At 66.3% G+C, this 14709-nt stretch carries 14 protein-coding genes; 10 read left to right on the top strand and 4 right to left on the bottom strand.

Features of this window, described 5'->3' with window-relative positions:
• The first annotated feature begins 104 nt into the window (after positions 1–104).
• From AACH06_RS20010 to AACH06_RS19980, 7 genes are all read left to right on the top strand, one after another.
• Entirely contained in the window at positions 105–1142 is a 1038-nt protein-coding gene (locus tag AACH06_RS20010; protein ID WP_341427535.1) for a branched-chain amino acid ABC transporter permease, read from the top strand.
• Position 1143: 1 nt separating this feature from the next.
• Positions 1144–2910, top strand: a complete 1767-nt coding sequence (locus AACH06_RS20005) for a branched-chain amino acid ABC transporter ATP-binding protein/permease (protein ID WP_341427534.1) — start codon at positions 1144–1146, stop codon at positions 2908–2910.
• A 4-nt stretch (positions 2911–2914) separates the two neighbouring features.
• A complete protein-coding gene (locus tag AACH06_RS20000) occupies positions 2915–3646 on the top strand; it encodes an ABC transporter ATP-binding protein (RefSeq protein WP_341427533.1) in 732 nt (243 codons plus the stop codon).
• Positions 3646–5400 (top strand): acyl-CoA dehydrogenase family protein, encoded by a 1755-nt coding sequence (locus AACH06_RS19995; protein ID WP_341427532.1) that lies wholly within the window; start codon positions 3646–3648, stop codon positions 5398–5400. Before AACH06_RS20000 ends, AACH06_RS19995 begins: the two co-directional genes overlap by 1 nt.
• Positions 5400–5855, top strand: a complete 456-nt coding sequence (locus tag AACH06_RS19990; RefSeq protein ID WP_341427531.1) for a MarR family winged helix-turn-helix transcriptional regulator — start codon at positions 5400–5402, stop codon at positions 5853–5855. The genes AACH06_RS19995 and AACH06_RS19990 overlap by 1 nt, the downstream gene beginning before the upstream one ends.
• A gap of 79 nt (positions 5856–5934) precedes the next feature.
• Positions 5935–6501 (top strand): transcription elongation factor GreB, encoded by a 567-nt coding sequence (greB, locus tag AACH06_RS19985; RefSeq protein WP_341427530.1) that lies wholly within the window; start codon positions 5935–5937, stop codon positions 6499–6501.
• Positions 6502–6619: 118 nt separating this feature from the next.
• Positions 6620–7756: a hypothetical protein gene (locus tag AACH06_RS19980; protein ID WP_341427529.1), complete on the top strand. Its 1137-nt coding sequence runs from the start codon at positions 6620–6622 to the stop codon at positions 7754–7756.
• Positions 7757–7778: 22 nt separating this feature from the next.
• On the opposite strand, the gene AACH06_RS19975 is transcribed toward AACH06_RS19980, so the two are convergent.
• From AACH06_RS19975 to AACH06_RS19960, 4 genes are all read right to left on the bottom strand, one after another.
• Positions 7779–10058 (bottom strand): RelA/SpoT family protein, encoded by a 2280-nt coding sequence (locus AACH06_RS19975; RefSeq protein ID WP_341427528.1) that lies wholly within the window; start codon positions 10056–10058, stop codon positions 7779–7781.
• A gap of 161 nt (positions 10059–10219) precedes the next feature.
• On the bottom strand, positions 10220–10423 hold the full coding sequence (rpoZ, locus tag AACH06_RS19970) for a DNA-directed RNA polymerase subunit omega (RefSeq protein ID WP_341427527.1): 204 nt from the start codon (positions 10421–10423) through the stop codon (positions 10220–10222).
• Positions 10424–10456: 33 nt separating this feature from the next.
• On the bottom strand, positions 10457–11077 hold the full coding sequence (gene gmk, locus AACH06_RS19965) for a guanylate kinase (protein WP_341427526.1): 621 nt from the start codon (positions 11075–11077) through the stop codon (positions 10457–10459).
• A 9-nt stretch (positions 11078–11086) separates the two neighbouring features.
• A complete protein-coding gene (locus tag AACH06_RS19960; protein ID WP_341427525.1) occupies positions 11087–11998 on the bottom strand; it encodes a YicC/YloC family endoribonuclease in 912 nt (303 codons plus the stop codon).
• A gap of 30 nt (positions 11999–12028) precedes the next feature.
• Between AACH06_RS19960 and AACH06_RS19955 the strand changes: the two genes are divergently transcribed.
• The 3 genes from AACH06_RS19955 to rph all read left to right on the top strand — a co-directional run bounded on the left by AACH06_RS19955 (position 12029) and on the right by rph (position 14708).
• Entirely contained in the window at positions 12029–12994 is a 966-nt protein-coding gene (locus AACH06_RS19955) for a serine/threonine protein kinase (protein ID WP_329716749.1), read from the top strand.
• On the top strand, positions 12991–13902 hold the full coding sequence (locus tag AACH06_RS19950) for a PP2C family protein-serine/threonine phosphatase (protein WP_341427524.1): 912 nt from the start codon (positions 12991–12993) through the stop codon (positions 13900–13902). The genes AACH06_RS19955 and AACH06_RS19950 overlap by 4 nt, the downstream gene beginning before the upstream one ends.
• Before the next feature lie 68 nt (positions 13903–13970).
• A complete protein-coding gene (gene rph, locus AACH06_RS19945) occupies positions 13971–14708 on the top strand; it encodes a ribonuclease PH (protein ID WP_341427523.1) in 738 nt (245 codons plus the stop codon).
• Position 14709: the final 1 nt, after the last annotated feature.

Here is a 14709-nt window from a genome sequence, read left to right as displayed (position 1 = left end):
TCCTTTCCGGCCCTTCGTTCCCGGGTGAGCTGGCTGCGCTGAACGCGCCGTCAGCCGCCCTCACGCCCTTCCACGATCCGATCGCAACCTCAGGCAGTTGTTAGATGGACTTCACGATCGCGAGCATCCTGGCGCTCGACGGTGTCACCAATGGCGCCGTCTATGCCTTGCTGGCGTTGGCCACGGTGTTGCTCTTCGCCGTCACCCGCGTCATCTTCATTCCGCAAGGCGAGTTTGTGGCCTTCGGTGCCTTGACCCTGGCCATGCTGCAGCTCGGCCAGGTGCCAGGCACGGTGTGGTTCCTGCTGGTGCTGGCAGGCTTGGCGGCCCTGGCCGAGGCGGGTGAGGGGTGGCGCGCCAAGCGCCCTGTCGCTCGCATCGCCAAAGACGCGCTTCGCACGCTGGCCTATCCGGTGGCCATCGGGCTGCTGGCCATCTGGGCTGCGCCTCGGCAGTGGCCCTTGCTGGCCCAGGCCGCGCTCACGCTGGCGCTGGTCACGCCCTTCGGCGGGCTCATCTACCGCCTGGCCTATGAGTCGCTGGCAGACGCGAGCGCGCTGGTGCTGCTGATCGTCTCGGTGGGGGTGCATTTCGCGCTGACGGGGCTGGGCCTGTACTTCTTCGGCGCTGAGGGTTTTCGCAACCCGAGCTTCTGGGACGAGCGCTTCTCATTGGGCCCCTTGGCGCTGAGCGGCCAGACCCTGATCGTTTTCGCCGTCTCCATCGCGCTCATCGTCATGCTGTGGCTGTTCTTCGAACGGTCGCTGTGGGGCAAGGCCTTGCGCGCCACCGCGGTGAACCGTCTCGGTGCGCGGCTGATGGGCATTTCATCGACCAGCGCCGGCCGGCTGTCGTTCACCATGGCGGCGTTCATCGGCGCCTTGTCCGGCCTGTTGATCGGACCGACGACCACCGTGTTCTACGACTCTGGCTTCCTCATCGGCCTGAAAGGCTTCGTGGCCGCCGTGTTCGCCGGCCTGTCGAGCTATCCGCTGGCGCTGGTCGGCGCTTTGGGCGTGGGCCTGCTGGAAAGCTTTGGCTCGTTCTGGGCCAGCTCGTTCAAGGAAGTGATCGTCTTCTCCGCCATCTTGCCGGTGCTGCTGTGGCGTTCGCTGCGCGATCCGCACGGGGAGGAGCACTGACATGCTGCCTCGTCGATTCTGGTTTCCCGCGTTCGCTCTGCTGGTCCTGGCGCTGCCGCTGCTGCCGGTGCCCGAGTTCTGGATCACCCAGGCGAACTACATCGGCCTGTATGCGCTGGTGTCGCTGGGTTTGGTGCTGCTCACCGGCGTGGCGGGCCTCACCTCGTTCGGACAGGCGGCGTTCGTGGGCGTGGGCGCGTACACCTCGGCGTATCTGTCGGTGAGCCTGGGCGTCTCGCCGTGGCTCACGCTGTTCATTGGCCTCGCACTCGCGGTGGTGGTGGCGCTGGTGTTGGGGGCGCTGACGCTGCGCATGTCCGGCCACTACCTGCCGCTGGCCACGATCTGCTGGGGGCTGGCGCTGTACTACACGATGTCGAACATGGAGTTTCTCGGCAAGTACGACGGCATCCTCGGTGTGCCGGCCCTGAATTTCTTCGGCATGAGCCTGGCCGATGGACGGGCGATCTACGTGTTGATCTGGGTGATCGCGTTGGCGGCTGCGCTGGGCGTGACGCACCTGCTGGATTCGCGGCCGGGCCGGGCCATCCGCTCGCTCAAGAGCGGCTCGACCATGGCCGAGGCGATGGGCATCTCGACCTTTCGCTACAAGCTCACGGCCTTCGTGCTGGCGGCGATGCTGGCATCGGTATCGGGCTGGCTCTTCGCCCACCTGCAGCGCACGGTCAACCCGTCGCCCTTCAGCCTGGGCAAGGGCATCGAGTTCCTGTTCATGGCGGTGCTGGGCGGCGTGGGCCATGTGTGGGGGGCGTTCACCGGCGCGGCGGTCGTCAAGCTCGTCGAAGACCAGCTGCAGGTCTTGCTGCCCAAGCTCATCGGCACCAGTGGCAATTTCGAAATCATTGTCTTCGGCCTGGTGCTGGTGGCGGTGCTGAAGTACGCCCCCGAGGGCCTGTGGACGTTTGTCCAGCGCTGGGTTCCATCGCGCCAGCGCACCAAGGATTGGGAGGGCGCCGCGCCATTGCCGGCGCGGTCCAAGCCAGAGCCGGGATCGGTGCTTCTCGAGGCGAAGGCGGTGCGCAAGCAGTTCGGCGGCCTGGTCGCGGTCAACGATGTGGGCTTCACCATCCGGGCGGGCGACATCATGGGCCTGATCGGCCCGAACGGGGCCGGCAAGTCGACGACCTTCAACCTCGTCTCCGGTGTATTGCCGCTCACCTCGGGTGAGGTGGTGTTCCGGGGCCAGAACGTGGCGGGGCTGCCGTCTCGGGCGATTGCCCGGCTGGGCATGAGCCGCACCTTCCAGCACGTGAAGATGATCCCCGAGATGACCGTGCTCGAAAACGTCGCGCTCGGCGGCTACCTGCGCACATCCTCGGGTGTGGCGCGGGCGATGCTGCGCCTCGATCGAGACGAAGAGCGCCGCCTGTTCGCCGAGGCCGAGAAGCAGCTGGCCCGCATCGGCATGGCCGGCCAGATGCACGAGCTGGCCGGCAACCTGGCGCTCGGGCCTCAACGCCTGATGGAGATCGCCCGCGCCTTGTGCACCGACCCGTCGCTGCTGCTGCTCGACGAGCCGGCCGCGGGCTTGCGACTGAAAGAGAAGCAGGCGCTCGCCGATGTGCTGCGCCAGCTCAAGCGCGAAGGCCTGTCCATCCTGCTGGTCGAGCACGACATGGATTTCGTGATGGGCCTCGTCGACCACATCGTCGTGATGGAGTTCGGCACCAAGCTCATCGCCGGCACGCCCGCCGAAGTGCAGGCGAGCCCGGTGGTGCGCGCGGCTTACCTCGGCACGGAACACTGAAGCGATGAGCGCGCCACCCATTCTCCAAGTCACCGAACTGCATGCCGGTTACGGCAAGGCAGAAGTGCTGTCGGGCCTGAACCTCACCCTGCCGAAAGGCGCTGTCGTCACCGTCATCGGGCCGAACGGCGCGGGCAAGTCCACCACCTTGAACGCGCTGATGGGCGTGTTGCCCTCGCGCGGCCGCATCGTGTTCGACGGCGTCGATGTCTCCCGCGCCACGCTGGAAGAGCGGGTGATGGCGGGCCTGGCGCTGGTGCCTGAGAAGCGTGAGCTCTTCGGCACCATGCCCGTGGAAGACAACCTGGTGCTCGGCGGCTTCCGGCCGATGAAGCAGCGGGTGCCGAATTGGCGCTCCACGTTGGACGAGGTCTACACCTTGTTCCCTCGGCTCAAGGAGCGTCGCTCCCAGCTGGCTGGCACCTTGTCGGGCGGCGAGCGCCAGATGCTCGCGGTGGGCCGCGCGTTGATGAGCCGGCCCAAGGTGCTGATGCTCGACGAGCCCAGCCTCGGCTTGGCGCCGCTGGTGGTGAAGGAGATCTTCCGCACCATCACCGCCTTGCGCGCGACGGGCGTGAGCATCCTGTTGATCGAGCAGAACGCCCGCGCCGCGCTGGAAGTGGCGGACCATGGCTACGTGCTGGAAACCGGCTCCATAGCCCTGGAAGGGCCGGCCGCCGATCTGGCCCATGACCCGCGGGTGATCGAAACCTACCTCGGTGCGAAGAAGAGCTGATGTGGCACTACGCCCCCCCATTGCGCGACATGCGCTTCGTGATCGACGAGGTGCTGCAGGCGCCGGCGGCCTGGGCCGACATGCCCGTCTTCGATGGGCTCGATGGCGAGACTGCGGCTGAAGTGCTGGCCCAGGCGGGCCGGTTTGCCGCCGAGGTGCTGGCACCGCTGAACGGGCCGGGCGACCTGGCAGGTTGCCGTTGGCGTGACGGCGAGGTCACCACGCCGGCGGGCTTCGCCGCGGCCTACCGGGCCTTTGTCGAAGGTGGTTGGCCGGCGCTGGCATGCGACCCCGACTGCGGCGGGCAGGGCCTGCCTCAGCTGCTGAACGCAGCGCTCTACGAGATGCTGGCGGCCGCGAACCACGCCTGGACGATGTACCCGGGCCTGCTGCACGGGGCCTACGAGTGTCTGCATGCCCATGCGACGGGTGATCTGCGCGAGCGTTACCTGGCCAAGGTCACCAGCGGTGAGTGGCTGTCCACCATGTGCCTCACCGAAGCGCACGCGGGCAGTGATCTGGGCCTGCTGCGCACGCGCGCCGAGCCCAACGGCGATGGGTCTTACGCGGTCAACGGTCAAAAGATCTTCATCTCGGGCGGCGAGCACGACCTGACCGACAACATCGTCCACCTCGTGCTGGCCCGCTTGCGCGGTGCGCCTGAGGGCACCAAAGGCCTGTCCTTGCTGCTGGTGCCCAAATGGTTGCCGGACGGTGCTCGCAACGCGGTGCACTGCGACGCCATCGAGAAGAAGATGGGCTTGAAGGGCAGCGCCACCTGCACCATGCGTTTCGAGGGCGCCACCGGCTGGCTGCTGGGCGAGGCGCACCGCGGGCTCTCTGCGATGTTCCTGATGATGAACGCGGCCCGGCTTCACGTGGGCTTGCAGGGCCTGGGCCACCTGGAGGTGTCGACCCAGAACGCGCTGCGCCAGGCGACGGAGCGAGTGCAATCGCGCGCGCCTCGCCGCCCCGCGGGCGCGGAGGCGGCGCCCGCTGATGCCGTGATCTGGCATCCGGCCATCCGCCGAACGCTGTGGACCTTGCAGGCCCGCGCCGAAGGCGGGCGGGTGCTGGCCTACTGGGCCGCGCAGGCGCTCGATGAAGCGGCGGCCCATCCAGACGAGGCGGTGCGCGCTGCGGCCAACGACCGGGCCGCGCTGTTGACGCCGGTGGTCAAGTCGCTGCTCACCGAGCTGGGCCACGCGGGAGCGGATCAGGCCTTGGGCGTGTGGGGCGGGCACGGCTACATCCACGAGATGGGCATCGAGCAGGTGGTGCGCGACAGCCGCATCGCGATGATCTACGAGGGCACCAACGAGATCCAGGCGATCGATCTGCTGCTTCGCAAGGTCTTGCCCGATGGTGGTGTTCGATTGGGCCAACTGCTGGATTGGGCCGATGCCCAGGCCGAAGGGGCAGCCCAGGCCACACGGGTGCGCTTGGGTTTGCAGGCGGTACGCGACTGCGCGGCCGGCCTGGTGTCTGGCGCGGAGGTCGACGCCGAATGGCCTTATCGCGCCGCCGATGATTTCCTGCGCGCGCTGGGCGAAGCGTTGCTGGCCTGCGCCTGGGCCCGCAGCGAGGCCGCTGCGCGCGCTGCGCTGGCCGGGGGCGCGCCAGACCGGGCCTTCTACGAAGCCAAGCTGCAGCGCGCGCAGTTCCAGGCCAACTACCTGGCCGGTGAACTGCCGCGCTGCCTGATGGCCGTCGAGCGGGCGCGCGCCGAGCTGCCGTTCCTGCCTGCACTCTGATGGCCGATCCGGACGCACTCGACCAGAGCGGCTTGATGCACCTTGTCGGCTACGCAGCGACGAGGGCGTCCATCGAGCTGAAGAAAAGCTTTGCCCGCAGCCTGGGGCCGCTGGATCTGAAAGCGGTGGAGTTCTCCATCCTGGTGCTGGTGGACACCAACGCCGAGGTCAATCAGAAGCAACTGGGGTTGGCGCTCGATGTGTCGCCGCCCAATCTGGCGGTGACGCTGGACCGCATGGTGGAGCAGGGGTGGGTGCGCCGGGAGCGCAGCGAGCGCGACCGTCGGGCTCAGTTGATTCGCCTCACGCCAGCGGGGCAGGCGCTGGTCACCCGTGCGCGCGACATCGGCCTGACCATGGAAGACGACGCGCTGAGGGTGCTGTCGGCCGCCGAGAAGGCGATGTTGATTGAGCTGTTGCAGCGGGTGGCGCAACGGCGGTTGCGGTCGGATTGAACCTCGTTGGCCTGTCGGCGTTGCGGCGCTGCGAAAATCGGGCGAGGTGAGGGCCAGCCGTGCCCTCGATGCGATCGACATGAACAAGGCTTTCACCAAGGAATCCGACGCGTCCGACGACGACGAAGACGGCCCCAGCCTGCCGCCTTTGCCTGCGGGCACGAAGAACTACATCACGCCTGCCGGCTACGCGCAGCTGCGTGCGGAGCTGTTGAGCCTGATCGATGTGGAGCGGCCCAAGGTGGTGGAGATCGTTCACTGGGCGGCCTCCAACGGCGACCGGTCGGAAAACGGTGACTACCTGTACGGCAAGAAGCGCTTGCGCGAGATCGATCGCCGCATCCGATTTCTCACCAAGCGGCTGGACATTGCCGAGGTGGCCGACCCGTCACTGCACCACGGCAGCGACCAGATCTTTTTCGGCGCGACCGTCACCTACGCCAACGCCAAGGGCGAGGAACGCACGATCACCATCAAGGGCATCGACGAGGCCGACCATCTGCATGGCGAAGTCAGCTGGGTGGCGCCGATCGCCCGGGCCTTGCTGAAGGCCCGCGAGGGCGACGAGGTGTCGTTGATGACGCCCGGCGGCGTGGAGACGCTGGAAGTGATCGAGGTGAAGTATCCACCCGCGAAGGACAACTAAGCGGGTCGTGTTTCGCCGGAGAATTGCATCCCATTGAGACGTTAGGGGGTGCTGGCGCCTGTGAGTTCTGGGATATTGTGCTTTCCGCGCCAGCCTCGCCGCGGATTGGAGAATCACCATGACATGTCGCCCGAAGTCTCTGATGAGCGTCGCTGCCGTCGCTTTGCTGACCGCGGCGGCCGCAGCGGCCGGTGCCGCCACACCCACCACCTACCAATGCGTCTACCTGACCGGGACGGGTGAGGGCGACTCAGACTACCCCGAGGGCCAGGCGATCAACGAGCTCGGAACGGTCGCTGGCGTCGCGCGTTACCACGCTGGCGAACTTGAAGAAGTCGACAAGGCTACGGTGTGGGTACCCGGACAAGAGCCGTTGGAACTGCCGACACACGACCTGCCGTTTCATGAAGTTTCCGACGTGAACAACGCCGGTTGGGTGGTCGGTGCGGAGATCCTGCGCTCGTACCTGGATCCGATTCCAATGATCTGGCGAAACGGTCAAGCCGAGGTGTTGCCGATCCCGCCAGGCAGTTGGGCCGGCATGGGCCGGGCGCTGGCCGTCAACGACACGGGCGATATCGTCGGCGTCACCAGCTCGATCGATACCCGCAACATGCACGCCACGCTGTGGCGCAAGGGCAAGGTTTTCGACCTGGGGACGCTGGGTGGCCACCATGGGCAGGCGCTGCGAGTCAGCCAGGCGTTGGGCGTCAACGACGCCGGCGTTGTGGTGGGATGGAGCGAAGTGAAGAAGTCCAGTCGTGGCGGCCAGCACGCCGTGCGCTGGGACAACCCCTGGACACTCGTCGACCTCGGGGGACTGCCAGACGGAGGCGGCTCGAAGGCCACGGCGATCAGCAACCGCGGCACCATCGTTGGATCGGGCAGCTTCACGAAGGACAACGGGCAGGATTCGTTCATGGCAGTGGCTTGGAATGCCGAGGGCATCCATGGCCTGGGGCTGCTCAAAGGACACAAGGGCAGCGTCGCGCTGAAGGTGAACGACGATGACGTCATCGTCGGCGCGAGCGAGCTGTCTGATTACCAAAGCTGGCGTGCGATGGTGTGGTTCGGCGTCACCGGCGCGCCGCGCGATCTGAACAACCTGGTCGGCAACATCGGTTGCAAAGATCCGACTGGGGCTGGTTTCGTGCTCGAGCGCGCTCGCGACATCAACAAGCAAGGCGTGATCCTCGCCACAGGCGTCACCCCCGACGGCACCCGCCACGCCACGTTCGAGTTGGTGCCCCAGTGATGGCGGCGCGGCCTCGGGCCTTTCAGGGCCTGACCCGCTGCACCTTGAGCACCGCCGGCGTCCGCTTCAAGGTGCGCAGCACTTCGGCCAGGTGAAGCCGGTCGCGAACGCTGACCAAGAGCTTCATGTCGGCGGTCTCTCCCGGCCGTTCGTCGCCCATGTCGATGTGGGTGATGTCCGCTTCGGATCGCGACACCGACTGCGCCACCTGGGCCAGCGCCCCCTTGCCGTTGTGCAGCAGCACTTGCAGCTGGGTTTCAAAAGCACGGGTGGGCTCTTCGGCCCATTCGACCTGCATCCAGCGTTCGCGGTCGCGGTCGTACAGGCGCTGTCCGACCTGGCAATCGGAGGTGTGGACGGTGAGCCCTTCGCCACGGCCCAGGTAGCCGACGATCTGGTCGCCCGGGATCGGGCGGCAGCACGATGCCATCGTCACGCTGGCGCCCTCGGCACCGTCGATCACCACCAGGCCCTGCACCGTCTCGGTGTCGGCGTGCGCGCTGTAGCGGTTGAGGCTGAGCGTTACCGCATCCGGCTTGTGGCCCAACTCGTGCAGATCCTGCGCGATGCGCTTGGCGACGATGGTGGCGATCTTGCGGCCCAGCCCGATGTCGGTCATCAGTTCGGCCGGGCTGCGGTTGCCGCTCCAGCGCAGCACCGCCGGCCAGATGGTGTCGGGCCCGGCGGGTTCGAGCGGCGGCAGCGCCAGTCCTTCGAGCCGCAATGCCTGCGACAGCATCTTTTCGCCCAGCGCCTGCGACTCTTCCTGCTCCAGGTTCTTCAGGTAGTGGCGGATCTTCGACCGCGCACGGCCGGTGCGCACGAAATTCAGCCAGGCGGGGTTGGGCCGGGCGTTCGGCGCGGTGATCACCTCGACCACGTCACCCGAGCGCAGCTCAGAGCGCAGGGTGGCGGGCTCGCCGTTGATCTTCACCGCGACACAGTGATCGCCCACGTCCGAGTGGATGGCGTAGGCGAAGTCGACGGGCGTGGCCCCGCGCGGCAGCGCGAGGATCTTGCTCATCGGCGTGAAGACGTAGACCGCGTCGGGCACGAGATCGATCTTCACGTGCTCGAGGAACTCACCCGCATCACGGGTTTCGTCCTGGATGTCGATCAGCGACTTGAGCCACAGGGCACCGAGCCGCTGGGCGACGTCCGACGGGTTGCCGCCCTTGGTGCCGACCTTGTACAGCCAGTGCGCCGCGATGCCGGCCTCGGCGACGGCATGCATCGCCTCGGTACGGATCTGGAATTCCACCGCGGTGCCCAGCGGGCTGACGAGGGTGGTGTGCAGCGACTGGTAGCCGTTGGCCTTGGGGATCGCGATGTAGTCCTTGAAGCGGCCAGGCACCGGCTTGTAGAGCTGATGCAGCACCCCGAGGGCGAGGTAGCAGTCTGGCAGCGACGAGACGACGATCCGGAAGCCGAAGATGTCGTTGACTGACGCGAAGCCGGCGTGCTTCTCCCGCATCTTGCGGTAGATCGAATAGACCGTCTTTTCCCGGCCGCTGACCTCGACCTTCAGGCGCGAATCGGCGAAGGCCTTCGTCACGTCCTTTTGCACCCGGGCCACGATGTCGCGCCGATAACCGCGGGAGCGCTGCACCGCCTTCTCCAGCGCCGCATGGCGCCAGGGGAACAGGTACGTGAACGACAGCTCCTGCAGCTCTCGGTAGACCTGGTTCAGGCCGAGACGGTGGGCGATCGGGGCGTAGATGTCGAGCGTTTCGCGGGCGATGCGCTGGCGCTTGTCCGCCTTCATCGCGCTCATCGTGCGCATGTTGTGCAGCCGGTCCGCCAGCTTCACCAGGATGACCCGCACATCGCGCGACATCGCCAGCAGCATCTTGCGGAACGACTCAGCCTGGCCTTCTTCGCGGGTGGAGAAGTTCAGCTTGTCCAGCTTGGTGAGGCCATCGACGAGCTCGGCGGTCGTGGCGCCAAAGCGCTCGATCAGCTCGGTCTTGGTGATGCCACAGTCCTCCATCGCGTCGTGCATCAACGCGGCCTGGATGGCCTGGGAATCGAGTTTCCAATCCGCCACCAGCCCCGCGACGGCGATCGGATGGGTGATGTAAGGCTCGCCGCTGGCGCGGAACTGGCCCAGGTGGGCCTCGTCGGCGAACTTGTAGGCGTCGCGCACCGACTTGAGCTCTGCCTTGGGCAGATGGCCGAGCTTGGCCTGCAAGCCGGCGAAGGTGCTCACCTCCGCGCTGGGCGGGGAGACATGGGTTGGCGTGCGTGGCCGACCCTGCAGCGCGGTTGGCAGCAGTTCGGCGGCAAACGAGCGAATACCCATCCCGGGAATTTAGCCTATGTCCCCCGGCCAGAGCGGCTCGGGGCTTTCGCGGACATCGGCGGCGATCTGCCGCCAGTGCGCGACAACCGGTGGCCAAGCCCGCAGAAAACGCAACGGGCGCCTTGCGGGCGCCCGTTGAAGTGGCCGGGGTGAGCGAATGCTCAGGTCGGAACCTTACGCAGCATCTCGACGCCGACTTCGCCCGCGGCGATCTCGCGCAGGGCGGTGACGCTGGGCTTGTTCTTCGACTCGACCTTCGGCGCGTGGCCTTGGCTCAGCATGCGCGCGCGGTAGGTGGCCGCCAGCACGAGCTGGAAACGATTGGGGATCTTGTTCAGGCAGTCTTCGACGGTGATGCGGGCCATGGCAGAGCTCTCGAAAGGGTTGGTGCGCGTGGATCAGACGAGATTCAGCGCGGCGAAGACAGAAGACTTGGCGCGGCGCTGGGCCGCGTATTTCAACCGCTGCGAATGAACGACGGTTTTCAGATCGAAAAGCGCCGTCTCGAACAGGGCGTTGATTATAACGTAGTCGAAATGTCGGGCCTGGTCGACCTCGTGGCGGGCATTGGCCATGCGCGTGGCGATGACCTCGGGCTCGTCCTCACCGCGGCGGCGCAGCCTCTGCTCCAGCTCGCCCCAGCTCGGCGGCAGGATGAAGATCAGCACGGCGTGGGGAAACAGCTGCTTGATCTGCAACGCCCCTTGGTAGTCGATCTCCAGCACCACATCTTCACCTGCCATCAGGCGGGCCTCGACGGCCGGGCGGGAGGTGCCATACCGGTTGCCGTGCACCTCGGCCCACTCGAAGAACTCGTTGCGCTCGACCATGCGTGCGAATTCGTCTTTGCCGACGAACCAGTACTCGCGGCCGTGCTGCTCCTGGCCGCGCGGCGATCGGGTGGTGTGCGAGACCGACACCTGCAGGTGCGAATCCAGCTCCAGCAGCGCCTTGACGAGGCTGGATTTGCCGGCCCCGCTGGGGGCCGCGACGACAAAGAGGTTGCCGGGAGTTTCCATGCCAACGCGCTATTCGATGTTTTGAACCTGTTCGCGCATCTGCTCGATGGCGACCTTCATGTCGACCGAGATGCCGGTCAGTTCCAACGCTGACGATTTCGATCCCAGCGTGTTGGCTTCGCGGTGGAGCTCCTGGATCAGGAAGTCGAGCCGCTTGCCGACCTCGCCACCCTTGGCCAGCAGCCGCTCGATTTCGTCGAGGTGCGACTTCAGGCGCGACAGCTCTTCCGCCACGTCGATGCGGATGGCGTACGCGGCGGCTTCGTTCAACGCCCTGTCGCGCGCGGCTTCGGCGGAAACGGCGCCGCCCGCGCCTGCCGAGCCGAGGGCTTCGGTCCAGCGCTCCATGAATCGTTGCTGCTGCTTCTGCACCACGGCGGGCACCAGGGGCTCGGCTTGAGCGGCCAGCTCGCGCAGGGTGGTGATGCGCTCCATCAAGATCTGCGCCAGGCGCGCACCTTCGCGTGCTCGGGCCTCTCGCAATGCCTCAATGGCCGTGCGCGCGGCCTGTACGGCCAACTCGTCGAAGCCCGCGCTGGCGTTCGCGCTGCCGCCGCCGCGGCACCATTGCAGCACCTCGTGCACCGACAGCCCGGTCGCGCGCGGCATCCAGCCTTGCACCGTGCTTTCCAGCCGCGACAGCCGGTTCAGCTGATCGGTGCTGGGTAAGGGTAGACCCTCGTCCGCGCTGCGGCCCACCAAAGCCCGCACTTCGACCTTGCCCCGCCGCAGCCCGGCGGTGAGCAATTCGCGCAGCGCCGGCTCGACCTGGCGAAGCTCGTCAGGCAGTCGGAATGCGATGTCGAGGAAGCGGCTATTGACCGTGCGCATTTCCACGGTCACACCGGCAGGGTGGGCTTCACCCTCGGCCACCGGGGCAGCACTAGCGCTCGCGAACCCGGTCATGCTGTAAACTGGCATGAAGCTTTTGCACCAAGCAAAAACCTGATTATGTCAAAGCCAAAACCCGCCCCGTTGCCCGCGGGCACCGTGGTCGGTGGCTACCAGATCATCAAGAAACTGGCGGCCGGCGGCTTTGGCGTGGTGTACCTCGCCGAAGACGAAGAACGCCACCTCGTTGCCCTGAAGGAATACCTGCCCGCGTCGCTCGCCGAGCGCTCAGTGGGTGAATTGGTCCCTCGGGTCAAACCTGAAAAACAGCCGTTGTACCGGCTGGGCCTCAAGAGCTTCTTCGAAGAGGGCCGCTCACTCGCGCAGATTTCGCATCCCAGCGTCGTCTCGGTGCTGAATTTCTTCCGCGAGAACGAAACCGTCTACATGGTGATGAACTACCTGCAGGGCGACACGCTGCAGGATTTCATCGTCACCGCCCGAGACCTCAAGCAGGAAAAGGTCTTTCGCGAATCGACCATCCGCTCGTTGTTCGACGAGATCCTGAAGGGCCTGCGCATCGTCCACCAGCACAAGATGCTGCACCTGGACATCAAGCCCGCCAACATCTTCATCACGAACGACAACAAGGCCGTGCTGCTCGATTTCGGCGCCGCGCGCGAAGTGCTCAGCAAAGAGGGCAACTTCATCCGGCCGATGTACACGCCGGGCTTCGCGGCACCCGAGATGTACCGCCGCGATGGCTCGCTCGGCCCCTGGACCGACATCTACGCGATCGGCGCCTGCATCTACGCCTGCATGCAGGGCTACCCACCCACCGACGCGCCGCAGCGCATCGACAAAGACCGTTTGACCTTGTCGATGTCGCGTATGCGAAACACCTACTCGGACAACCTCATCGAGGTCACCGAGTGGTGCATGTCGCTGGATCCGCTTTCAAGGCCCCAGAGTGTTTTCGCGTTGCAAAAAGAGTTGTCACGCGAGACCGAACGGCGCTATACCTCGCTCAGCTTCACTGAGCGCCTCAAGTTGCAGATTGAGAACCTGAAGACCGGGGCACGATGAAATTTTCCGTCTATCAGGTCAGCCGCAAGGGTGGCCGCGAGAAGAACGAAGACCGCATGGGCTACTGCTACACGCGGGATTCAGGCTTGTTCGCTTTGGCGGACGGCATGGGCGGCCACCCTGAAGGTGAAGTGGCTTCCCAGCTGGCCTTGCAGACGCTCGCCGGCGCCTTCCAGCGTGAGGCCAAGCCTTCGCTGAAAAGCCCGCTGCGCTTCCTGCAGGACTCGATCCTCGCCGGTCATCATCAACTGCTGCGCTATGCCACCGAGAAGGGGCTGGTCGACACACCGCGCACCACAGTGGTTGCCTGCGTGCTGCAAGGCCGCGCGGCCTTCTGGGCACACTGTGGCGATTCGCGCCTGTACCTGGTGCGTGGCGGCAACCTGATCGCTCGCACCCGCGACCATTCCTATACCGAGCTGCAGCAGACGCTGTCGCAGGTGGTGCCGATCGATGCCAAGTTCAACCGCTCGGTGCTGTTCACCTGCCTGGGCAGCCCGGGCAAGCCGGTGGTCGACACCGTCGGCCCCGTCACCCTGCAGACGGGCGACCGCTTGATCGTCTGTTCGGACGGGCTGTGGAGCCAGTTGTCCGACGAAGAGATCGTCGAACTGCTGTCCACCCGAGCCCTGTCTGACAGCGTGCCCGAGATGGTGGAGCGCGCGTTGCGCAACGGCGGCCAGCACGGCGACAACGTCACCGTGCTCGCTGTCGAGTGGGAGGCCGTCGAAGAGAGTGATTCGATTGCCGGCGTCTCCACCCGCAGCCTGGGAGAAGACGTGTTTGCCTCGACCATCCAGGCCAGCCTCGCCGACACGGCGCCGGGCGATCTGGACGAGGCCGAGATCGAGCGCTCGATCCGAGAGATCAACGAGGCGATCCAGCGCTCGTCGAAGAAACGTTCGTAGGCCTTCGGCCTCGCCACACCCTGACCGGCGCCACCATGGCGCCGGTTGTGCTTTTGCAAAGGACCCCCATGAGCTTCCAACGTTCGAATGGCCGCGCCCACGACGCGCTGCGCCCCTTGCGCATCACGCGTGGCTTCACCCGCCACGCCGAGGGCTCGGTGCTGATCGAGTTCGGTGACACGCGGGTGCTGTGCACGGCGTCCGTCGAAGAGCGCGTGCCGCCCCACAAGAAGGGCAGCGGCGAGGGCTGGGTCACGGCCGAGTACGGCATGCTGCCGCGCTCCACCCACACCCGCAGTGATCGCGAAGCGGCCCGTGGCAAGCAAAGCGGCCGCACGCAAGAGATCCAGCGCCTGATCGGCCGCTCGCTGCGCGCCGTGTTCGACCTGAAGTTGCTCGGCGAGCGCACGATCACCCTCGACTGCGATGTGCTTCAAGCCGATGGTGGCACCCGCACTGCCGCGATCACCGGCGCCTACGTGGCGGCGCAGGACGCGGTGTCGGTGTTGTTGGCCCAGGGCAAGATCGCGGTGTCACCGGTGCTGGATTCGGTGGCGGCGGTGTCGGTGGGCATCGTGGAAGGCACGCCGCTGCTCGATCTCGAATACACCGAGGATTCGGGCTGCGACACCGACATGAACGTCGTGATGACGGGGCGTGGCGGCTTTGTCGAAGTGCAGGGCACCGCCGAAGGTGTGGCGTTCAGCCGTGCAGAGATGGACGCGCTGCTGGCGCTTGCGACCCAGGGCATTCAGCAACTGACGGCCGCGCAAACGGCCGCCCTGGCTCGCCCCTTGTCGGCCTGAC

The organism is Ideonella lacteola (assembly GCF_038066555.1).
GTDB lineage: Bacteria > Pseudomonadota > Gammaproteobacteria > Burkholderiales > Burkholderiaceae_C > Ideonella > Ideonella lacteola.
Note: the sequence above shows the minus strand (reverse complement) of the source record. Positions and strands in the feature narration are given on the sequence as shown.

Coding starts and splice junctions, on each gene's coding strand:
- AACH06_RS20010 (WP_341427535.1), top strand. CDS start 105: ATGGACTTCACGATCGCGAGCATCCTGGCGCTCGACGGTGTCACCAAT.
- AACH06_RS20005 (WP_341427534.1), top strand. CDS start 1,144: ATGCTGCCTCGTCGATTCTGGTTTCCCGCGTTCGCTCTGCTGGTCCTG.
- AACH06_RS20000 (WP_341427533.1), top strand. CDS start 2,915: ATGAGCGCGCCACCCATTCTCCAAGTCACCGAACTGCATGCCGGTTAC.
- AACH06_RS19995 (WP_341427532.1), top strand. CDS start 3,646: ATGTGGCACTACGCCCCCCCATTGCGCGACATGCGCTTCGTGATCGAC.
- AACH06_RS19990 (WP_341427531.1), top strand. CDS start 5,400: ATGGCCGATCCGGACGCACTCGACCAGAGCGGCTTGATGCACCTTGTC.
- greB (WP_341427530.1), top strand. CDS start 5,935: ATGAACAAGGCTTTCACCAAGGAATCCGACGCGTCCGACGACGACGAA.
- AACH06_RS19980 (WP_341427529.1), top strand. CDS start 6,620: ATGACATGTCGCCCGAAGTCTCTGATGAGCGTCGCTGCCGTCGCTTTG.
- AACH06_RS19975 (WP_341427528.1), bottom strand. CDS start 10,058: ATGGGTATTCGCTCGTTTGCCGCCGAACTGCTGCCAACCGCGCTGCAG.
- rpoZ (WP_341427527.1), bottom strand. CDS start 10,423: ATGGCCCGCATCACCGTCGAAGACTGCCTGAACAAGATCCCCAATCGT.
- gmk (WP_341427526.1), bottom strand. CDS start 11,077: ATGGAAACTCCCGGCAACCTCTTTGTCGTCGCGGCCCCCAGCGGGGCC.
- AACH06_RS19960 (WP_341427525.1), bottom strand. CDS start 11,998: ATGCCAGTTTACAGCATGACCGGGTTCGCGAGCGCTAGTGCTGCCCCG.
- AACH06_RS19955 (WP_329716749.1), top strand. CDS start 12,029: ATGTCAAAGCCAAAACCCGCCCCGTTGCCCGCGGGCACCGTGGTCGGT.
- AACH06_RS19950 (WP_341427524.1), top strand. CDS start 12,991: ATGAAATTTTCCGTCTATCAGGTCAGCCGCAAGGGTGGCCGCGAGAAG.
- rph (WP_341427523.1), top strand. CDS start 13,971: ATGAGCTTCCAACGTTCGAATGGCCGCGCCCACGACGCGCTGCGCCCC.